This is a genomic window from Pantoea sp. ARC270 (assembly GCF_003236725.1).
GTDB classification, from domain to species: domain Bacteria; phylum Pseudomonadota; class Gammaproteobacteria; order Enterobacterales; family Enterobacteriaceae; genus Pantoea; species Pantoea anthophila.
In genome coordinates this window covers 18,220-38,581 of the sequence record NZ_PUGA01000037.1, presented here as the reverse complement: position 1 = coordinate 38,581, position 20,362 = coordinate 18,220, and the positions used below count along the sequence as shown (strand labels likewise).

Here is a 20,362-nt window from a genome sequence, read left to right as displayed (position 1 = left end):
GTTTATGGGCCTGTTCCTCACTTCCGGCCTCGGCAGCGGTTCCACCTACCAGATGATTGCCGTGATCTTCCGCCGTCTGACGCTGGAACGCATCAAAGCTGAAGGCGGTGACGAGGCGCTGGCACAGCGGGAAGCCGCCACAGAAACCTCCGCGGCGCTTGGCTTTATCTCCGCTATCGGCGCGCTGGGCGGCTTCTTTATTCCGCAGACCTTTGGCCTCTCGCTTGCCATGACCGGCTCTCCGGCCGGGGCGATGAAAATCTTTCTGGTCTTCTACCTCTGCTGTATCGCCGTGACCTGGCGGGTCTATGGACGAAAAGCGCGCGCCGGATAACGACAACGCCGGTGTGGCGCACCGGCACCCCCTTTATTTTCTGCAGCAGCACGCATGCAGAGTGAGCAATGTGACACCAGGCCTTCAGGAGCTTTCCGGATGAGCAAATTTCTCGATCGATTTCGCTATTTCAAACAGCTGGCTGAGCCCTTTTCCGGCCAGCATGGTCAGACGCTGAACAGCAACCGTGACTGGGAAGATGGCTACCGCAGTCGCTGGCAGCACGATAAAGTCGTGCGCTCCACCCACGGCGTTAACTGCACCGGCTCGTGCAGCTGGAAAATCTACGTCAAAAACGGCCTGGTCACCTGGGAGACCCAGCAGACTGACTACCCCCGCACCCGTCCCGACCTGCCGAACCATGAACCGCGCGGCTGTCCACGCGGTGCCAGCTACTCCTGGTATCTCTACAGCGCCAACCGTCTGAAATATCCGCTGATGCGTAAGACGCTGATCCAGCTCTGGCGCGAGGCGAAGGCGCAGCATAGCGATCCGGTAGAGGCCTGGGCCTCCATCATCCGCGATCCGGAAAAAGCGCGCAGCTATAAACAGGCGCGCGGACGCGGCGGGTTTGTGCGATCCAGCTGGCAGGAGGTGAATGAGCTGATTGCCGCCGCGAATATCTGCACGGCCAAAACCTACGGCCCTGATCGCGTGGTCGGCTTCTCGCCGATTCCGGCCATGTCGATGGTCTCCTATGCCGCCGGGGCGCGTTACCTGTCGTTAATTGGCGGCACCTGCCTGAGCTTCTATGACTGGTATTGTGACCTGCCACCGGCCTCACCGATGACCTGGGGCGAGCAGACCGACGTGCCGGAATCCGCCGACTGGTATAACGCTTCCTACATCATTGCCTGGGGCTCAAACGTGCCACAGACCCGCACCCCGGATGCGCACTTCTTTACCGAAGTCCGCTACAAGGGGACGAAAACCGTGGCGATCACCCCGGACTATGCCGAAGTCGCGAAGCTGTGCGACCAGTGGCTGAGTCCGAAGCAGGGCACCGACAGCGCGATGGCGCTGGCGATGGGCCACGTGATGCTGAAAGAGTTTCACCTCGACCGTGATGTCCCCTATTTCCGCGACTATGTGCGCCGCTACACCGACATGCCGATGCTGGTACTGCTGGAGCCGCGCGAAGGCGGATTTTATGCCGCGGGTCGCCAGCTGCGCGCCAGCGATCTGGTCGATGGGCTGGGTCAGAAAAACAACCCGGAATGGAAAACGGTGGCGCTGGATCAGACCACCGGCGATCTGGTGGCCCCTCAGGGCGCGATCGGCTTCCGCTGGGGTGAAAAAGGGAAATGGAATCTGGAGCAGCGCGATGGCCTGTCGCAAAAAGAGGTGGAGCTGCAGCTGAGTCTGCTCGGCAGCCACGATGAGGTGGTCGAGGTCGGTTTCCCTTACTTCGGCGGCATCACCAGCGACCATTTTAACAGCGTGGCGCTGGATGAGATCCTGCTGCATAAGCTGCCGGTCAGACGCCTGACGCTGGCAGATGGCAGCGAAGCCCGGGTCGCCAGCGTCTACGATCTGACCCTGGCAAACTACGGGCTGGATCGCGGTCTGGACGATGCTCACTGCGCGCAAAACTATGATGAGATAAAAGCCTACAGTCCCGCCTGGGCGGAGCAGATCACCGGCGTCTCCCGGCAGAACATCATCCGCCTCGCGCGCGAGTTTGCCGGGAACGCGGAGAAAACCCACGGACGTTCAATGATCATTGTCGGTGCCGGTATGAACCACTGGTATCACATGGACATGAACTACCGGGGACTGATGAACCTGCTGATTTTCTGCGGCTGCGTCGGTCAGAGCGGCGGAGGCTGGGCGCATTACGTTGGTCAGGAGAAACTCCGTCCGCAGACCGGCTGGGCTCCGCTGGCCTTTGGCCTCGACTGGCAGCGTCCGCCACGCCAGATGAACAGCACCTCTTTCTTTTACAACCACTCCAGCCAGTGGCGCTATGAAACCCTGGCGACCGAAGAACTGCTCTCACCGCTGGCCGATAAAAGCCGCTTCAGCGGCAGCCTGATCGACCTTAACGTCCGGTCCGAACGCATGGGCTGGCTGCCTTCCGCGCCGCAGCTTAACGTCAACCCGCTGCACATCGCCGCCCGGGCCAGCGCCGCCGGGCAGTCGGTGATTGACTATACCGTGGCGAGCCTGAAGCAGGGCACCCTGCGCTTTGCCGCTGAACAGCCGGACGATCCGCAGAACTTTCCGCGAAACCTGTTTGTCTGGCGCTCTAACCTGCTTGGCTCGTCAGGGAAAGGGCATGAGTACATGCTGAAGTATCTGCTCGGCACCGAAAACGGCATTCAGGGAAAAGATTTAGGCCAGCAGGGGCGCGTGAAGCCGGAGGAGGTCGAATGGCAGGCGCAGGGCGCCGAAGGAAAACTGGATCTGGTGGTGACCCTCGATTTCCGTATGTCGAGCACCTGCCTCTACTCCGATGTGGTGCTGCCGACCGCCACCTGGTATGAAAAAGACGACATGAATACGTCGGATATGCATCCGTTTATCCATCCGCTTTCGGCGGCGGTCGACCCCGCCTGGGAGTCAAAAAGTGACTGGGAGATCTACAAAGGCATCGCCAAAGCCTTCTCCGAACTCTGCCCCGGTCATCTAGGCGTTGAAACGGATGTGGTGACGCTACCGGTGCTGCACGACTCGCCCGCCGAACTGGCGCAGCCGTTTGAAGGCAGAGAGTGGAAAAAAGGGGAGTGCGATCTGATCCCCGGTAAAACGGCACCGCACATCATGGTGGTGGAGCGTGACTATCCGGCGACCTGGGCGCGCTTTACCACGCTGGGGCCACTGCTGGAGGCGCAGGGCAACGGCGGCAAAGGGATTAGCTGGAACACCTGCAAAGAGGTCGATCTCCTGAAGCAGCTGAACTATGTCAAAGCGGATGGCCCGGCTGCGGGACGGCCCAATATCGACACGGCCATTGATGCGGCCGAGGTGATTCTGGCGCTGGCGCCGGAAACCAACGGTCAGGTGGCGGTAAAAGCCTGGCAGGCGCTGGGCGCGATAACCGGTCGCGATCACACTCACCTGGCGCTGAACAAAGAAGATGAGAAGATCCGCTTCCGCGATATCCAGGCGCAGCCGCGCAAAATCATCTCCAGCCCGACCTGGTCAGGTCTGGAAGATGAGCATGTCTCCTACAACGCCTGCTACACCAACGTTCATGAACTGATCCCGTGGCGTACCCTGAGTGGCCGTCAGCAGCTCTATCAGGACCATGAGTGGATGCGCGCCTTCGGCGAAAGCCTGATGGTCTACCGTCCGCCGATTGACACCCGGGCAGCGAAGCCGTTGCTCAACAGTAAACCCAACGGCAACCCGGAGAAGGCGCTGAATTTCCTGACGCCACATCAGAAGTGGGGCATTCACTCCACCTACAGCGACAACCTGCTGATGCTGACCCTGTCGCGCGGCGGCCCGATTGTCTGGATGAGTGAAGAGGATGCCCGCGAACTGGGCATTGCGGATAACGACTGGATCGAGGCGTTCAACGCCAACGGTGCCCTGACCGCCCGCGCGGTGGTGAGCCAGCGCATCCCGGCCGGTATGACCATGATGTATCACGCTCAGGAACGCATCGTGAATATCCCCGGTTCGGAGATCACCCGCCAGCGCGGCGGGATCCACAACTCTGTGACCCGGGCCTGCCCGAAACCGACCCATATGATTGGCGGCTACGCCCAGCTCTCCTGGGGCTTTAACTACTACGGCACCGTCGGGTCGAACCGCGATGAGTTCGTGGTAGTGAGAAAAATGAATAACGTTGACTGGCTAGACGGGGAAGGGCACGACGCCTGCCAGGGCGGCCAGCAGGAGGTGAAACCATGAAAATTCGCTCACAGGTCGGCATGGTGCTGAACCTCGACAAATGTATCGGCTGCCACACCTGCTCGGTGACCTGCAAAAACGTCTGGACCAGCCGCGAGGGGATGGAATACGCCTGGTTTAACAACGTCGAGAGCAAGCCCGGCGTCGGCTATCCGCACGCCTGGGAAGATCAGCAGAAGTGGAAGGGGGGCTGGATCCGGAAGATCAACGGCAGGCTGGAGCCGCGCATGGGCAGCCGTGTCGGGCTGCTGTCGAAGATCTTTGCTAATCCGGACGTGCCCGCGCTGGATGATTACTACGAGCCGTTCGATTTCGACTACCAGCATCTGCACAATGCACCCGCCGGAAAACAGCAGCCGATCGCCCGCCCGCGCTCGCTGATCACCGGTCAGCGGATGAAAAAGATCGAGAATGGCCCGAACTGGGAGGAGATCCTTGGCGGCGAGTTTGCGAAGCGCTCGCAGGATAAGAACTTCGATAACATCCAGAAGGCGATCTATGGCCAGTTTGAGCACACCTTCATGATGTACCTGCCGCGCCTCTGTGAGCACTGCCTTAATCCGGCCTGCGTGGCAACCTGTCCCAGCGGCGCCATCTACAAGCGCGGCGAAGATGGCATCGTGCTGATCGATCAGGATAAATGCCGCGGCTGGCGCATGTGCCTGACCGGCTGTCCCTACAAGAAGATCTACTTCAACTGGAAAAGCGGCAAATCTGAGAAGTGCATCTTCTGTTATCCGCGCATTGAATCGGGCCAGCCGACCGTCTGTTCGGAAACCTGTGTCGGCCGGATCCGCTATCTCGGCGTGCTGCTCTATGACGCTGACCGGATTGAACAGGCGGCGTCAGCGGAAAACGAAAAAGATCTCTACCAGCGTCAGCTGGATATCTTCCTTGACCCGCACGATCCGGCAGTGATCGCCCAGGCGCTGAAAGATGGCGTGGCGCAGAGCGTGATCGACGCGGCGCAGCGTTCGCCGGTCTACAAAATGGCGATGGAGTGGAAGCTGGCGCTGCCGCTGCATCCGGAATACCGCACGCTGCCGATGGTCTGGTATGTGCCGCCGCTGTCACCAATTCAGTCGGCAGTGGATGGCGGCGCACTGGCTCACACCGGCGTGCTGCCGGATGTGGAGAGTCTGCGCATCCCGGTTGAGTATCTGGCCAACCTGCTGACCGCAGGCGACACCGCGCCGGTGCTGCGGGCACTGAAACGGATGCTGGCGATGCGCCACTACAAACGCGCTGAGAGCGTGGAGGGGCAGCGCGATAGCCGGGCGCTGGAACAGGTCGGCCTGACCGAAGCGCAGGCGCAGGAGATGTACCGCTATCTGGCGATCGCCAACTACGAAGATCGTTTTGTGGTGCCTTCCAGCCATCGTGAGCTGGCGCGTGAAGCCTTCCCGGAAAGTAAAGGCTGCGGCTTTACCTTTGGCGATGGCTGCCACGGCAGCGACAGCCGGTTCAATCTGTTTAACAGCCGTCGCATTGATGCCATCGACATCGCCAGTCAGACCCGCCGCCAGGAGGATGCCTCATGATGACGTTACGGATGCTGTCACGGCTGCTGGATTACCCGGACGAGGCGCTGTTTGCTCATCACTCTGAGCTGATCGCGGCGCTGGACGCGGCAGATGAACTTGATCTGCCGCAGCGGGCAGGGCTGCAGCAGTTTATTCAGCAGCTCTGTGCGCGGCCACTGCTGGATGCGCAGGCGGACTACTGCGCCCTGTTTGATCGCGGACGCGCCACCTCGCTGCTGCTGTTTGAGCATGTGCATGGCGAATCCCGCGATCGCGGTCAGGCGATGGTCGATCTGCTGGCGCACTACCGGGCCGCCGGTCTGGAGCTGGACAGCAAAGAGCTGCCCGATTATCTGCCGCTCTATCTGGAGTATCTCGCCTGTCAAAGTGACGAGGCGGCGCGCCAGGGACTGGAGGATATCGTGCCGATTCTGGCTCTGCTGGCGGCGCGTCTGGAAGCGCGCCAGAGTCCCTATGCCGACCTTTTCACGCTGTTACTGACGCTGGCGGGCAGCGCGGCTGACCCGGCCACCCTCCGGCCGCAGGTGGCGAAGGAAGCGCGTGACGACACCCCGGCGGCGCTGGATGCGGTCTGGGAAGAGGAGCAGATTAAATTTCTCGGCGAGCAGGGCTGTGTCTCAGCGCAGCAGGCGATGCATCAGCGTCGCTTCGCCGATGCGGTCGCGCCGCACTATCTGGATATTGCCGCGGCGACGGCACGCCGCACAGGAGAATCAGCATGAATGTTCTGAACACTTTCTTCTTCGATATTTACCCCTATCTTGCCGGAACGGTTTTTCTGGTGGGGAGCTGGCTGCGCTATGACTACGGCCAGTACAGCTGGCGGGCCGGTTCCAGTCAGATGCTGGATAAAAAGGGGATGCGGCTCGCCTCTAACCTGTTCCACATCGGCATTATCGGCATCTTCTTCGGTCATTTCGTCGGGATGCTGACGCCGCACTGGATGTATGAGTCGTTTCTGCCGATCGACGTGAAGCAGAAGCTGGCGATGGTGGCGGGTGGCCTGTTCGGGGCGATGACGCTGGCCGGGGGAGCGCTGCTGCTGAAGCGTCGTCTGACCCATCCGCGGGTGCGGGCGACCAGCAGCGTCGGCGATATTCTGATCCTGACCCTGCTGGTGGTGCAGGCCACGCTGGGCCTGCTGACCATTCCCTTCTCTGCTCAGCATATGGATGGCAGTGAAATGATGAAGCTGGTGGGCTGGGCACAGGCGGTGGTAACTTTCCACGGCGGTGCTTCACAGCATCTGGCCGGGGTGGCAGTGATCTACCGCGTCCATATGGTGCTGGGGATGACCCTGTTCCTGCTGTTCCCCTTCTGCCGGCTGGTGCATATCTGGAGCGCACCGGTTGAGTACCTGACCCGGCGCTATCAACTGGTCAGAAACCGTCGCTGAATGCTGAGCCGCCGCGGGGGCAGGGCAGCCCTGCGGCGGTTTTCACCGGCGTCAGCCTTGACGTTTTTTTAAGATTTTGCCCTGTATGTCGCTGCGCTGAACGTCTACTATTACCGCATCTGATTTTACCCCCTCGTTTATGGATAACCGATGCGTCTCAAGCTAGCCCTCCTTGCCCTTATTCCGCTTCTGGCCTCCTGCAGCAGCAAACCTGACGTTCCCTCCCGGCAGAAGATGCTGGCTGCGCCGCAGGGCGGTTTTTTACTGCAGCCGTCGCATAACGGATCGGGCATGTCTGGCGATTTTGCCGGCAATCCGGCCGCCGAGAAATTTATCGATAAGATGGTGAAAGAGCATGACTTTGATCGTCAGCAACTGCACGACATTATCGGTCAGGCAAAACGGCTGGATTATGTGCTGCGGCTGATGGATCGTCAGGCCCCGAGCTATACGCCCGCGCCGGGTCCTAACGGGGCCTGGATCCGCTATCGCAACAAATTCATTACGCCGGATAACGTGCAAAACGGGGTAGCGTTCTGGAACCAGTATCAGGATGCGCTGCAGCGCGCGCAGCAGGTTTACGGCGTGCCGCCGGAAATTATTGTCGGCATCATCGGCGTGGAAACCCGCTGGGGGCGCGTCATGGGGAAAACGCGCATTCTGGATGCGCTGGCGACCCTGTCGTTCAACTATCCACGCCGTGCTGAGTACTTCAGCAGCGAGCTGGAAACCTTCCTGCTGATGTCGCGTAAAGAGCAGGATGACCCGCTGGCGCTGAAAGGCTCTTTCGCCGGCGCGATGGGCTATGGTCAGTTTATGCCCTCTTCTTATCAGGAGTATGCGGTTGATTTTAACGGCGACGGTCATGCCAATCTCTGGGATCCGGTGGATGCGATCGGCAGCGTGGCGCACTACTTCCAGAAGCATGGCTGGCGCAGCGGTGAAAATGTTGCCGTTCCGGCCAGCGGTCAGGCACCGATGCTGGATGATGGCTTCAAAACCCGCTACAGCGTGAGCATGCTGGCGGCCTCAGGATTGTCTCCTCAGGGCTCGCTGGACGGCAACGATGAGGTGAGTCTGCTGCGGCTCGATCTCGGCACCAGTTATCAGTACTGGTACGGCTTGCCCAATTTTTATGTCATCACACGCTACAACCACAGCACCCACTATGCGATGGCGGTGTGGCAGCTGGGTGAGGCGGTCGGCAAAACGCGACAGGGTGGTCTGTTATAAAGGCTACCCTTGTTAACTGTAAGGTTATATGATGTCGGCCTTTTCAGGCCACACAGCCACAGTTATCTCTGGAGTCGTTATGTCTTTACCTGCCTGCCCAGCCTGTCACGCCGATTATACCTGGCAAGATGGTGACAACCTCAACTGCCCCTCCTGCGGTCATATCTGGACCGAAGGTGAGGGTGACAGCAGCAACGCACCCCTGGAGGTGCGTGATGCCAACGGCAATCTGCTGGCAGATGGCGACAGCGTCACGGTGATCAAAGATCTTAAGGTGAAGGGCAGCTCCTCTTCACTGAAGATCGGCACCAAAGTGAAAAGCATTCGTCTGGTTGAAGGGGACCACAACATCGATTGCAAAATCGACGGCTTTGGCCCGATGAAATTAAAATCTGAGTTTGTGAAAAAGAACTGAGATCAGGGGCGCACGGACGCGCCCGCGCTCACTCTGCCTTATCCGGTTCCGCCTTCCTCTCCCCCCTTTTTCCGCCGCCGCTAACTGTACAGTCAGTAAAACGCCGTCACGGGTCGCACTTTTTTGCCTTTCATCCGTCTCAGTAAACGAAGAGCTGATTGCTGAATGAGAGGTCAGGATGAAAGAGTGGGATCCCGTGCTGTATCGTAAATTTGAAGCGGAACGCACACGTCCGGCGCATGAGCTGCTGGCGCGTATCCGTCCGGAGCAGGTTGAGCAGGTCACCGATCTGGGATGCGGGCCGGGCAACAGCACGGAGCTGCTCGCTGATGCCTGGCCGCTGGCGCAGATTACCGGACTGGACAGTTCCGCGGCGATGTTAACGCAGGCCCGTGAACGCCTGCCACACTGCCGCTTTGTGCAGGCGGACATCCGCAGCTGGCAGGCAGAGGTCCCGCAGCAGGTCATCTACGCCAACGCTTCCCTGCAGTGGCTGGATGATCACACTGCGCTGTTCCCCCATCTGGTCAGGCAGCTGGCCCCCGGTGGCGTGCTGGCGGTTCAGATGCCGGATAACCTCAATGAACCCTCGCACCAGCTGATGCGTGAGGTCGCCGCAACCGCGCGCTGGCGTTCACAGATCCGCACCGCTGATCGTGTCGCGCTGCTCTCTGCCGGCGCCTATTACGATCTGCTCACCCAGGCGGGTTGCGAGGTGGATATCTGGCGCACCACCTATTATCACGTCATGGCTGATGCGCAGGCGATTATCAGCTGGCTGCAGGCAACAGGCTTGCGCCCGTTCCTGGCGTCACTGGATGAGGCATCCCAGGCGGCGTTTCTCGCCGATTATCATCAGCAGCTGCTCAGCGCCTATCCGGCCCGGGCCGACGGTCAGGTGTTGCTCGCTTTCCCGCGTCTTTTTATGGTGGCAGTGAAAAAAGGGGCGTGAGCTGGAAACTCAGCCGCAAAAACAGGGCAATAGTGCAGAGAGCCCTTGAAAAAGTGCGCTTTCTGCACCACCTTCAATCCACACCCCACGGGAGAGTCGCAATGGATGATCAGCAACTGCAGGCGCTTAGCGCGCAGATAGGTGAGAAGCTGAAGCAGCGCAACGCCACCGTCACCTGTGCGGAATCCTGCACCGGCGGATGGATTGCAAAGGTCTTTACCGATATCAGTGGCAGTTCCGCCTGGTTTGAACGCGGTTTTGTGACCTACAGTAATGAGGCAAAACAGCAGCTGGTGAACGTACAGGCAGCCTCGCTGGAACGGTATGGCGCGGTCAGCGAGGCGGTGGTGCGGGAGATGGCGCAGGGTGCCCGTCAGGCCGCTCAGGCAGACTATGCCATTTCAGTCAGCGGCATCGCCGGCCCGGATGGCGGCAGTGAAGAAAAACCGGTCGGCACGGTGTGGTTTGGCCTGGCCGGCCCTGACGATAAAGTGCTGACTTTTCAGCAGCATTTCAGCGGCGATCGTGATGCCGTACGCCGCCAGTCGGTGGCATGGGCCCTGCAGACACTGTATGGCGAATTTCTGACAAATTAAACTTGATACTGTATGACTATACAGTATAATTGTCGGCAACAGAAAGAGTGCAGGCACCCTGAGTGCGTGTTTACCCGGCTTGATTAGGAGTTGAAATGGCGATTGATGAAAACAAACAGAAGGCTTTAGCTGCCGCGCTGGGCCAGATTGAGAAACAATTTGGTAAAGGCTCCATCATGCGCTTGGGTGAAGACCGCTCAATGGATGTGGAAACCATCTCTACCGGTTCGCTGTCGCTGGATATCGCATTAGGCGCAGGTGGTCTGCCAATGGGTCGTATCGTTGAGATCTACGGACCTGAGTCTTCCGGTAAAACGACGCTGACCCTGCAGGTCATCGCCGCGGCTCAGCGTAAAGGCAAAACCTGTGCCTTTATCGATGCCGAGCATGCGCTTGACCCGGTCTATGCCAAGAAGCTGGGCGTCGATATCGACAACCTGCTCTGCTCACAGCCGGACACCGGTGAGCAGGCGCTGGAGATCTGTGATGCACTGGCCCGCTCTGGCGCGGTCGATGTCATCATCGTCGACTCCGTTGCGGCGCTGACGCCGAAAGCGGAAATCGAAGGTGAGATCGGTGACTCACACATGGGCCTCGCGGCACGTATGATGAGCCAGGCGATGCGTAAGCTGGCCGGTAACCTGAAGCAGTCAAACACCCTGCTGATCTTCATCAACCAGATCCGTATGAAGATTGGTGTGATGTTTGGTAACCCGGAAACCACTACCGGCGGTAACGCGCTGAAGTTCTACGCCTCTGTCCGTCTTGATATCCGCCGTATCGGTGCGATTAAAGAGGGCGATAACGTGGTCGGCAGTGAGACCCGCGTTAAAGTGGTGAAAAACAAAATCGCCGCGCCGTTTAAACAGGCTGAATTCCAGATCATGTACGGTGAAGGGATCAATACCTTCGGTGAGCTGGTTGACCTGGGCGTGAAGCACAAGCTGATTGAAAAAGCGGGTGCATGGTACAGCTACAATGGCGACAAGATTGGTCAGGGTAAATCGAATGCCAGCAACTTCCTGAAAGAGAATGCGGCTGTGGCAAACGAAATCGATCTGAAGTTACGTGAGTTACTGCTCAGCGGCGCGGATGAATCACTCGAAGCAGACAAATCTGCTGAGAATGAGAACGCAGCCAGCGAAGCGAACGAAGACTTCTGATGACTAAGACGGGAGAGGCGAAGGCCTCTCCCGTTATTTTTACTTCCCTCTGTCCCTCTCCTGCCTTCCCTCTGTCCTGTTCTGTCGCCATAATCTTTCCCCTGTTTGTACAAGGTGCGCAGTATGACTGAATCTACTCAGCTCCAACCCCAATCCAATGTTGTCTCCTATTCCCGCCTGCTTGACCGCGCGATGCGTATTCTGGGCCAGCGCGATCACAGCCGTGCAGAGCTGGCGCGTAAGCTGCAGCAATCGGCGCAGCGTGCGGCATGGGCGCAAAAAAAAGAGCCTGAGATCATCACCGATGCGCTGCTGGAGCAGGTGCTGAACTGGTGTCAGGAGAGCGGCTGGCTGAATGACACGCGTTTCACTGAACGATTTATTCAGAGCCGCAGCCGGAAAGGCTTTGGCTCCCAGCGTGTCCGTCTTGAACTGGCTCAGAAAGGCATTGACCGTGAAGCCATTGATATTGCGATGGAAGAAACGGAGGTGGACTGGGCTGCCTGTGCGGCAGAACTGGCCGAAAGAAAATTCGGGCATCCGCTGCCTGTCGAGTGGAAAGAGAAAGCGAAAGTACTACGCTACCTGCAGTCAAAAGGGTTTATGAGCGAAGATATCCAGTCTGTTTTCAGAAATTTTGACGACTAAGGGCCGATGTAATTTTACTTCCCACTGAAGAAAATTTATCTTATTCCCACTTTTTGTTCCGCTGATCCGGCACCAGGATAATGGGGTCGCACCGATCGGTGGGAACGTTCGTTAGCGTGATTCCAGGACATATATGAGCAAGAGCACTGCTGAGATCCGTCAGGCGTTTCTCGACTTTTTTCATAGCAAGGGACATGAGGTTGTAACCAGCAGCTCCCTCGTACCGAATAACGATCCAACGTTGTTGTTTACTAACGCCGGGATGAACCAGTTTAAAGATGTGTTCCTCGGTCAGGACAAACGTGATTACACACGGGCGACCACGTCGCAGCGCTGCGTGCGCGCGGGCGGAAAACACAACGATCTTGAAAACGTCGGCTACACCGCGCGTCACCACACCTTCTTTGAAATGCTGGGTAACTTCAGCTTTGGTGACTACTTCAAGAAAGAGGCGATTGGTTTTGCCTGGGAACTGCTGACGAGCGAACAGTGGTTCGGCCTGCCAAAAGAGCGTCTGTGGGTAACGGTTTATGAAACCGATGATGAAGCCTACGCGATCTGGGAAAAAGAGATCGGTGTGCCACGCGAGCGCATTATTCGCATCGGCGACAACAAGGGCGGCGCCTACGCGTCAGATAACTTCTGGCAGATGGGTGACACCGGTCCGTGTGGTCCGTGCAGCGAGATTTTCTACGATCATGGCGATCACATCTGGGGTGGCCCGCCAGGCAGCCCGGAAGAGGATGGTGACCGTTACATCGAGATCTGGAACATCGTCTTTATGCAGTTCAACCGCCAGGCGGATGGCACCATGCTGCCGCTGCCCAAACCTTCGGTTGATACCGGGATGGGTCTGGAGCGCATTTCTGCCGTTCTGCAACACGTCAACTCTAACTACGAAATCGACCTGTTCCAGAAACTGATTCAGGCTGTGGCGCAGGTTACCGGTGCGACTGACCTCAGCAACAAATCGCTGCGCGTGATTGCCGACCACATCCGCTCCTGCGCCTTCCTGATTGCCGATGGTGTGATCCCGTCCAATGAGAGCCGGGGCTACGTGCTGCGTCGTATCATTCGTCGTGCCGTGCGTCATGGCAACATGCTGGGTGCCAAAGAGGCCTTTTTCTATAAGCTGGTTGCGCCGCTGGTTGAGGTCATGGGTGCTGCAGGCGAAGAGTTGCAGCGCCAGCAGGCTCAGGTTGAGCAGGTGCTGAAAAGCGAAGAAGAGCAGTTTGCCCGCACGCTGGAACGCGGACTGGCGCTGCTGGACGAGGAGCTGGCAAAACTGCAGGGCGACACCCTGGATGGTGAAATCGTCTTCCGTCTCTACGACACCTTTGGTTTCCCGGCGGATTTAACCGCTGACGTCTGCCGCGAACGCAATCTGAAAATCGACGAAGCGGGCTTCGAGCAGGCGATGGAGCAGCAGCGTCAGCGTGCCCGTGAAGCGAGCGGCTTCGGCGCTGACTACAGCAACGTAATCCGCATCGATGCGGCCTCCTCCTTCAAAGGCTACGACCAGCTCGATTTAGCCGCCACCGTAAAAGCACTCTATGTTGCAGGTGAGGCGGTGGATGAAGTGTCCGCAGGTCAGGATGCCGTCGTTGTGCTGGATGAAACGCCATTCTATGGCGAATCGGGTGGTCAGGTTGGCGATACCGGTCTGCTGAAAGGGAAGAATGCTGAATTTAGCGTCCAGGATACACAAAAATATGGTCAGGCAATCGGTCATGTCGGTAAGCTGACCGCCGGGCAGTTGCGTATCGGCGACCGCCTTGAGGCGCAGGTTGATGCGGCACGTCGTGCACGCATCCGTCTTAACCACTCTGCCACCCACTTATTGCACGCCGCATTACGCCAGGTTTTAGGTGAGCACGTGGGGCAGAAAGGCTCTCTGGTTAATGACAAATATCTGCGTTTCGACTTCTCGCATTTTGAAGCGATGAAACCTCAGGAGATTCGTCAGGTCGAAGATATCGTCAATGCACAGATTCGTCGCAACCTGCCGGTGGAAACCGAGGTGATGGATCTTGATGCGGCGAAGTCTAAAGGGGCGATGGCTCTGTTCGGCGAAAAGTATGATCAGCGTGTTCGCGTGCTGACCATGGGTGACTTCTCTGTCGAACTGTGTGGGGGAACCCACGCGGCACGCACTGGCGATATCGGTCTGTTCCGCATTCAGGCTGAGTCAGGCACCGCTGCCGGCATCCGTCGTATCGAGGCGATTACCGGTGAAAGTGCGCTGGCTCAGGTCAACGCGCAGAGCAGCCAGCTGCAGGATATTGCGCAGCTGGTAAAAGCGAACAGCAGCAACCTGAACGAGAAGGTACGCGGTCTGGTTGACCACGTCCGGGCTCTGGAGAAAGAGTTGCAGCAACTGCGCGATCAGCAGGCTGCGCAGGAGAGCGCGTCACTGAGCAGCAATGCCATTGATGTCAAAGGGGCGAAGCTGCTGGTGAGCGAGCTCAGCAATGTTGACCCGAAAATGCTGCGTACCATGGTTGACGATCTCAAGAATCAGCTGGGATCGGCGATTATCGTGTTAGCGACGGTGGCGGAAGGCAAGGTATCGCTCATCGCGGGTGTGACCAAAGATCTGACCGACCGTGTTAAAGCAGGCGAGTTGATTGCCGGTCTGGCGCAGCAGGTAGGCGGGAAGGGCGGTGGTCGTCCGGATATGGCTCAGGCGGGTGGTAACGATGCTGAGGCGCTGAAAGGCGCGCTGGCAGGGGTTGAGAGCTGGGTTAGCAGCCGCCTGTAATGAAATAAAACAAAGCATGGTCAGAAGCGTCAGAACCCCGGTTCCGGCGCTTTTTAATACGATGCTAAAGCAGCAAATGACAAAGTCAGGTTGATGTAGTGTATTTCGGCTAAACTAACTATCAGCAGAATGTATTGGCGCATCGATGTGCATTGGTGTATTCCTCATAGTCAATGCGCAGCGTTAAATGATGGATAATGCCGGGAGCCTGTACAAGCCCGACTCTTTTAATCTTTCAAGGAGCAAAGAATGCTTATTCTAACTCGTCGAGTTGGTGAAACCCTCATGATCGGTGATGAGGTAACGGTAACGGTGCTGGGTGTTAAGGGTAACCAGGTTCGTATAGGGGTTAACGCGCCGAAAGAAGTGTCTGTGCATCGCGAAGAGATCTATCAACGCATCCAGGCTGAAAAAACGCAACAGACCAGCGTTTAACGGATTCAGCGTCTCGCACCTGTGCGAGGCGCTACCGCTTTCTGCAAAAAATCCCACCCTTTGTTCTCTCCCGCTGTTCTCCGTTTTGTTAACGTCCTCCTCTTTCATTGTTGATAATTCACTCTTTTTGCCGCCATTTTGTTCCAATTGTGTGTGATTTGCTCAATCAAGCAAAGTTTCGGAAAAATTGTTTGACTTAAAAGTCCGGGAAAGTAATATGTGCGCCACGCAGTGCCGATGAGCAGAAACAAGTTCAGAAGCACGGTTCGAAAGAAAGCGTAAGGTGAGGTGGCCGAGAGGCTGAAGGCGCTCCCCTGCTAAGGGAGTATACGGTCAAAAGCTGTATCGAGGGTTCGAATCCCTCCCTCACCGCCATTTTCGATGCATCCATAGCTCAGCTGGATAGAGTACTCGGCTACGAACCGAGCGGTCGGAGGTTCGAATCCTCCTGGATGCACCATATTTTCGGATATGGCGAAGTGCCTCAGTGTGACATGACGCATTAGCGTTCAAACCGCACTAAGGAGGATAACGTTGCATCAGCAACGGCCCGCAGGGCGAAGCGCAAGCTGAGTAATCCTCCTGGATGCACCATCGAAAATAAAGAAATAAAGCGAATTAGCAATTCCTTTCATGGTGAGTAGTCAGCACCCTGCGTTGTACAAGAATCAGATTTATGCATCCATAGCTCAGCTGGATAGAGTACTCGGCTACGAACCGAGCGGTCGGAGGTTCGAATCCTCCTGGATGCACCATTCTTTGTAACATCCTCAGGTTGATTTCTGAACGTCCATAAAAAAACGCAACACCCCAATGCATCCATAGCTCAGCTGGATAGAGTACTCGGCTACGAACCGAGCGGTCGGAGGTTCGAATCCTCCTGGATGCACCATATTCTTCAATATGGTCAGTGCCTCAGTGTGTCATGACGTAGTTAGCGTTCAGGCCGCACTAAGGAGGATAACGTTGCATCAGCAACGGCCCACAGGGCGAAGCGCAAGCTGAGTAATCCTCCTGGATGCAGCATTCTTTGTAACATCCTCAGGTTAGTTTCTGAACGTCCATAAAAAACGCAATACCCTCAATGCATCCATAGCTCAGCTGGATAGAGTACTCGGCTACGAACCGAGCGGTCGGAGGTTCGAATCCTCCTGGATGCACCATATTCTCAAATAGGGTCAGTGCCTCAGTGTGTCATGACGTAGTTAGCGTTCAGGCCGCACTAAGGAGGATAACGTTGCATCTGCAACGGCCCGCAGGGCGAAGCGCAAGCTGAGTAATCCTCCTGGATGCACCATATTCTCAGATATTGTCAGCGCCTCAGTGTGCCATGACGTAATTTGCGTCCAGCCCGCATTCACGCTCTTCTCTTTTTCTCTGGCTCCATCCACGCGGCTTTTCAGCCTCATCTGCGTAACAGATTCATCATTTCATCTTAAGCAACGCCCAGTCACACCTGTCCTGCTTAACCCGCTGCAGTTTGCCCCTCATGCAGGTGCGCCGCCGCCCCGGCACCAGACGATTGTTAAAAAAATGCTGAAAATTCGTACTGTTATCGCTGGTCGCGCACGATCACCTTTATCTGAAAAGAAAAATTGTTAATGCTTTCAAAGCATTTGCTGTTCATCCCCCCTGGCGACAACCTGTCCACATTAGGCTAAAGTAATGTCTCATTTGATGAATGTCCGGAGTGACAATGTACGATCACTATGACGCCCTGATTTTCGATATGGACGGCACGATCCTGGATACAGAGCCGACACATCGAAAAGCGTGGCGTCAGGTACTGGCGCATTACGGATTAACGCTGGATGAAGCACGTATTATCGACTTCAATGGCGCACCCGCCTGGCGGCTTGCGCAGTTCATCATTGACACCAATCAGTCGTCTCTCGATCCCCATCTTCTTGCCGCAGAGAAAACCGCTGCCGTGAAAGCGATGCTGCTGGACAACGTCAGGCCGCTGCCTTTACTGGAAGTGGCTAAAGCGTACCACGGACGTCGTCCGATGGCGGTGGGCACCGGAAGCGAGCACAGCATGGCGGAGGCGTTACTGAAGCAACTGGGCGTGCGTGAGCTGTTTTCGGCTGTGGTGGGTGCTGATGATGTGAAGCGACACAAACCCGAGCCAGAAACCTTTCTGCGCTGCGCAGCGCTGATGGGGGTGGCGCCTGAACGGTGTGTGGTCTTTGAGGATGCCGATTTTGGCATTCAGGCCGCGAAAGCGGCAGGGATGGATGTGGTGGATGTCCGCTTACTGTGAGTGACATCCTCACCTATGCCTCCATGTTCGGCAGCAGTTTTTTGAGTGCGACGCTTCTGCCTGGAAGTTCTGAAGCACTGCTGATAGCACTATTGATAGCAAAAAAGACATCAGTTTACGGATTGCTTTTAGCCGCATCACTGGGAAACACACTGGGCGGCTTAACGAACATTCTTATTGGTCGCCTGCTGCCGTTAAAAGGTCAGGGGCGATGGCATGACACAGCAATGACGTGGTTGCACCGGCTGGGACCTGCAGCGCTGCTCTTCAGCTGGCTACCGGTGATAGGTGACCTGCTCTGCGTTCTCGCGGGCTGGTTACGGTTCGCCTGGCTGCCAGTGATGCTGTTTCTCGCTGTCGGTAAAACACTGCGTTATATCGTTATCGCGATAGCCACATTACAGGGTATGGAATGGTGGCATTGATTCGCACAGATTCGAGGCTACGGTTAAGATTATGCTGAACAAAAATAAATTATTATCACAGCGGGGGGGGAATGTGATCCCGGACGTCTCTAAAGCGCTCTCCTGGCTGGAAGCGCATCCCAATGCTCTCAAGGGCATTGGCCGTGGCATCGAGCGTGAAACACTGCGCGTACAGGCAAATGGCGACCTGGCAAAAAGCGGCCACCCGGCATCGCTGGGGTCGGCGCTGAAGCATGACTGGATCACCACCGATTTTGCCGAAACGTTGCTGGAGTTTATTACCCCAGTGGATCACAGCATCGATCACATGCTGGCTTTCCTGCGCGATATCCATCGTCATGTTGCCCGTGAGCTGGGTGACGAGCGTATGTGGCCTTTCAGTATGCCGTGCGTGATTGACGATGCGGACAATATTGAGCTGGCACAGTATGGTCAATCCAACATTGGTCAGATGAAGACCCTCTATCGTCAGGGCCTGAAAAACCGCTATGGCGCGTTGATGCAGACCATCTCCGGTATTCACTACAACTTCTCGCTGCCGCTTTCCTTCTGGCAGGAGTGGGCGGATGTGAAAGATGTGGAGAGCGGAAAAGAGACCATTTCGGCGGGCTACCTGCGGTTGATCCGCAACTACTATCGCTTCGGCTGGGTGATCCCTTATCTGTTTGGCGCATCGCCAGCGATCAGCTCCAGCTTCCTGCAGGGCCGTGAGAGTCCGCTGCCGTTTGAAACCAATGACAAAGATACAATGTGGCTGCCTTATGCAACTTCATTGCGTCTGAGCGATCTCGGCTACACCAATAAATCGCAGAGCTCGCTGGGCATTACGTTTAACTCGCTGGAAGGCTATGTCACGGCGCTGAAGAAAGCGATCAAAACGCCGTCAGAAGAGTTTGCGGGCATGGGCACGAAAGATGCTGACGGCAACTGGCTGCAGCTCAATACCAACGTGCTGCAGATTGAGAATGAACTCTATGCGCCAATCCGGCCAAAACGGGTGACCCGTTCCGGTGAAGCGCCATCTGATGCGCTGCTGCGGGGTGGCATTGAGTACATTGAAGTCCGTTCACTGGATATCAACCCCTTCTCGGCTATCGGGGTCGATGAGAACCAGGTGCGCTTCCTCGACCTGTTCCTGATCTGGTGTACGCTGGCCGATGCACCGGAGATGAGTGCAGAAGAGCTGCAGTGTACCCGTAAAAACTGGAACCGCGTGGTGCTGGAAGGCCGTAAACCGGATCAGAAAATTGCCGTGGATTGTGGTGAAGCGGAACATTCGCTGGTTGAAGTGGGCAAAACCCTGTTTGCCGATCTGCGTCGGGTTGCTGAAGTGTTAGACAGCAACAATCAGGCGAGCACGGAATATCAGCAGGTTTGCGATCAACTGGTAGCATCGTTCGACGATCCTGAGCTAACCTACTCGGCGCGCATTCTGCAGGCCATGAAGGATAATGGTGTGACCGGAACCGGCGTAGCGCTGGCTGAACAGTATCGTCATCTGCTCTGTGAAGAGCCGCTGGAGGTGCTGACCGAAGAGGATTTCTCGCGTCAGGCGCAGGAATCTGTCGCGGCGCAGCAGCAGCTGGAAGCGAACGATAAGCTGGATTTTGAAGCGTATCTGGCAAGCCGGGAAGGGTAGAAAAGAAAAAGGCCACATCAATGTGGCCAAATTAACATCTCTGTTGTCAGGGATGATGATAACAAATGCGCGTCTTTCATATATTCAGACGTTGGGCGAACAGAAAAGTTTCATCGTTTTAAAAAAAATTCTCAGAACAGGAGGTGACGTATGCCACTACTGGATAGTTTTACCGTTGATCACACCATCATGGGCGCACCGGCGGTCCGCGTTGCGAAAACCATGAAGACTCCGCATGGCGATACGATTACCGTTTTTGACCTGCGTTTCTGCCGCCCGAACATTGATATCCTCACTGAGCGTGGCATTCATACGCTGGAGCATCTCTTTGCCGGGTTTATGCGTGATCACCTCAACGGTGACGGTGTGGAAATCGTCGATATTTCGCCGATGGGCTGCCGTACCGGCTTCTACATGAGCCTGATTGGGACGCCAGATGAGCAGCGCGTGGCGAAAGCGTGGAAAGGGGCGATGGAAGACGTTCTGAAAGTGAAAGATCAGAACCAGATCCCTGAGCTGAACGAATACCAGTGTGGCAGCTACAAACTGCACTCACTGGATGAAGCGCAGCAGATTGCCCGCAACGTGCTGGCGCATGAGATCGGCGTTAACCGTAACGAAGATCTGAAACTGCCTGCTGAAAAGCTCAAAGAACTGCACATCTAGTCAGAGCTGACCGGCTAAAAAAAACGCCGCA

The 20,362-nt window shown here is 56.7% G+C and carries 16 protein-coding genes, 5 tRNA genes and 1 pseudogene; all 22 read left to right on the top strand.

The window, feature by feature from the left end; translation table 11 throughout:
• A pseudogene (locus CKF42_RS16370) lies at positions 1-334 on the top strand (nitrate/nitrite transporter); the annotation flags it as partial.
• A 99-nt stretch (positions 335-433) separates the two neighbouring features.
• Positions 434-4,195 carry a nitrate reductase subunit alpha gene (locus CKF42_RS16365; RefSeq protein WP_111208657.1) on the top strand — a complete coding sequence of 1,254 codons (3,762 nt, stop codon included), beginning with the start codon at positions 434-436 and terminating at the stop codon, positions 4,193-4,195.
• Complete coding sequence (gene narH / locus CKF42_RS16360; RefSeq protein WP_111208656.1) at positions 4,192-5,736, top strand: nitrate reductase subunit beta; 1,545 nt, start codon at positions 4,192-4,194, stop codon at positions 5,734-5,736. Before CKF42_RS16365 ends, narH begins: the two co-directional genes overlap by 4 nt.
• Positions 5,733-6,461: a nitrate reductase molybdenum cofactor assembly chaperone gene (narJ, locus tag CKF42_RS16355; RefSeq protein WP_111208655.1), complete on the top strand. Its 729-nt coding sequence runs from the start codon at positions 5,733-5,735 to the stop codon at positions 6,459-6,461. Before narH ends, narJ begins: the two co-directional genes overlap by 4 nt.
• On the top strand, positions 6,458-7,135 hold the full coding sequence (gene narI / locus CKF42_RS16350; protein WP_046102444.1) for a respiratory nitrate reductase subunit gamma: 678 nt from the start codon (positions 6,458-6,460) through the stop codon (positions 7,133-7,135). The genes narJ and narI overlap by 4 nt, the downstream gene beginning before the upstream one ends.
• Positions 7,136-7,285: 150 nt before the next feature.
• Positions 7,286-8,368: a lytic murein transglycosylase B gene (gene mltB, locus CKF42_RS16345; protein WP_111208654.1), complete on the top strand. Its 1,083-nt coding sequence runs from the start codon at positions 7,286-7,288 to the stop codon at positions 8,366-8,368.
• Positions 8,369-8,447: 79 nt separating this feature from the next.
• The gene (locus CKF42_RS16340) at positions 8,448-8,783 is read left to right on the top strand and encodes a zinc ribbon domain-containing protein YjdM (protein WP_009086905.1); all 336 of its coding nucleotides are present in this window, start codon (positions 8,448-8,450) and stop codon (positions 8,781-8,783) included.
• Between the two features lie 178 nt (positions 8,784-8,961).
• Complete coding sequence (gene tam, locus CKF42_RS16335; protein ID WP_111208653.1) at positions 8,962-9,735, top strand: trans-aconitate 2-methyltransferase; 774 nt, start codon at positions 8,962-8,964, stop codon at positions 9,733-9,735.
• A gap of 101 nt (positions 9,736-9,836) precedes the next feature.
• Positions 9,837-10,331 (top strand): nicotinamide-nucleotide amidase, encoded by a 495-nt coding sequence (gene pncC / locus CKF42_RS16330; protein WP_111208652.1) that lies wholly within the window; start codon positions 9,837-9,839, stop codon positions 10,329-10,331.
• Positions 10,332-10,426: 95 nt separating this feature from the next.
• A complete protein-coding gene (gene recA / locus CKF42_RS16325; RefSeq protein WP_111208651.1) occupies positions 10,427-11,494 on the top strand; it encodes a recombinase RecA in 1,068 nt (355 codons plus the stop codon).
• Positions 11,495-11,617: 123 nt separating this feature from the next.
• Positions 11,618-12,142 (top strand): regulatory protein RecX, encoded by a 525-nt coding sequence (locus tag CKF42_RS16320; protein WP_111208650.1) that lies wholly within the window; start codon positions 11,618-11,620, stop codon positions 12,140-12,142.
• Positions 12,143-12,275: 133 nt separating this feature from the next.
• Positions 12,276-14,903, top strand: coding sequence for an alanine--tRNA ligase (alaS, locus tag CKF42_RS16315; protein WP_046102441.1), 2,628 nt, complete (start codon positions 12,276-12,278; stop codon positions 14,901-14,903).
• A gap of 249 nt (positions 14,904-15,152) precedes the next feature.
• Positions 15,153-15,338 (top strand): carbon storage regulator CsrA, encoded by a 186-nt coding sequence (gene csrA / locus CKF42_RS16310; protein ID WP_008927091.1) that lies wholly within the window; start codon positions 15,153-15,155, stop codon positions 15,336-15,338.
• 282 nt (positions 15,339-15,620) lie between these two features.
• Positions 15,621-15,713: transfer RNA gene (locus tag CKF42_RS16305), tRNA-Ser, on the top strand.
• 8 nt (positions 15,714-15,721) lie between these two features.
• Positions 15,722-15,798, top strand: a tRNA-Arg gene (locus tag CKF42_RS16300).
• Between the two features lie 218 nt (positions 15,799-16,016).
• Positions 16,017-16,093 (top strand) — tRNA-Arg (locus CKF42_RS16295).
• 60 nt (positions 16,094-16,153) lie between these two features.
• Positions 16,154-16,230: transfer RNA gene (locus CKF42_RS16290), tRNA-Arg, on the top strand.
• A 194-nt stretch (positions 16,231-16,424) separates the two neighbouring features.
• Positions 16,425-16,501: transfer RNA gene (locus CKF42_RS16285), tRNA-Arg, on the top strand.
• Positions 16,502-17,034: 533 nt separating this feature from the next.
• Entirely contained in the window at positions 17,035-17,601 is a 567-nt protein-coding gene (gene yqaB, locus CKF42_RS16275) for a fructose-1-phosphate/6-phosphogluconate phosphatase (RefSeq protein ID WP_111208648.1), read from the top strand.
• Positions 17,598-18,026, top strand: a complete 429-nt coding sequence (locus CKF42_RS16270; protein ID WP_046102439.1) for a YqaA family protein — start codon at positions 17,598-17,600, stop codon at positions 18,024-18,026. The genes yqaB and CKF42_RS16270 overlap by 4 nt, the downstream gene beginning before the upstream one ends.
• Positions 18,027-18,057: 31 nt before the next feature.
• The gene (gene gshA / locus CKF42_RS16265) at positions 18,058-19,665 is read left to right on the top strand and encodes a glutamate--cysteine ligase (protein WP_111208647.1); all 1,608 of its coding nucleotides are present in this window, start codon (positions 18,058-18,060) and stop codon (positions 19,663-19,665) included.
• Between the two features lie 150 nt (positions 19,666-19,815).
• A complete protein-coding gene (gene luxS / locus CKF42_RS16255) occupies positions 19,816-20,331 on the top strand; it encodes an S-ribosylhomocysteine lyase (protein WP_009086888.1) in 516 nt (171 codons plus the stop codon).
• Positions 20,332-20,362: the final 31 nt, after the last annotated feature.

Excerpts from the sequence above, each read along its gene's own strand:
- CKF42_RS16365 (WP_111208657.1), top strand. The coding sequence starts at position 434 with ATGAGCAAATTTCTCGATCGATTTCGCTATTTCAAACAGCTGGCTGAG.
- narH (WP_111208656.1), top strand. The coding sequence starts at position 4,192 with ATGAAAATTCGCTCACAGGTCGGCATGGTGCTGAACCTCGACAAATGT.
- narJ (WP_111208655.1), top strand. The coding sequence starts at position 5,733 with ATGATGACGTTACGGATGCTGTCACGGCTGCTGGATTACCCGGACGAG.
- narI (WP_046102444.1), top strand. The coding sequence starts at position 6,458 with ATGAATGTTCTGAACACTTTCTTCTTCGATATTTACCCCTATCTTGCC.
- mltB (WP_111208654.1), top strand. The coding sequence starts at position 7,286 with ATGCGTCTCAAGCTAGCCCTCCTTGCCCTTATTCCGCTTCTGGCCTCC.
- CKF42_RS16340 (WP_009086905.1), top strand. The coding sequence starts at position 8,448 with ATGTCTTTACCTGCCTGCCCAGCCTGTCACGCCGATTATACCTGGCAA.
- tam (WP_111208653.1), top strand. The coding sequence starts at position 8,962 with ATGAAAGAGTGGGATCCCGTGCTGTATCGTAAATTTGAAGCGGAACGC.
- pncC (WP_111208652.1), top strand. The coding sequence starts at position 9,837 with ATGGATGATCAGCAACTGCAGGCGCTTAGCGCGCAGATAGGTGAGAAG.
- recA (WP_111208651.1), top strand. The coding sequence starts at position 10,427 with ATGGCGATTGATGAAAACAAACAGAAGGCTTTAGCTGCCGCGCTGGGC.
- CKF42_RS16320 (WP_111208650.1), top strand. The coding sequence starts at position 11,618 with ATGACTGAATCTACTCAGCTCCAACCCCAATCCAATGTTGTCTCCTAT.
- alaS (WP_046102441.1), top strand. The coding sequence starts at position 12,276 with ATGAGCAAGAGCACTGCTGAGATCCGTCAGGCGTTTCTCGACTTTTTT.
- csrA (WP_008927091.1), top strand. The coding sequence starts at position 15,153 with ATGCTTATTCTAACTCGTCGAGTTGGTGAAACCCTCATGATCGGTGAT.
- yqaB (WP_111208648.1), top strand. The coding sequence starts at position 17,035 with ATGTACGATCACTATGACGCCCTGATTTTCGATATGGACGGCACGATC.
- gshA (WP_111208647.1), top strand. The coding sequence starts at position 18,058 with ATGCTGAACAAAAATAAATTATTATCACAGCGGGGGGGGAATGTGATC.
- luxS (WP_009086888.1), top strand. The coding sequence starts at position 19,816 with ATGCCACTACTGGATAGTTTTACCGTTGATCACACCATCATGGGCGCA.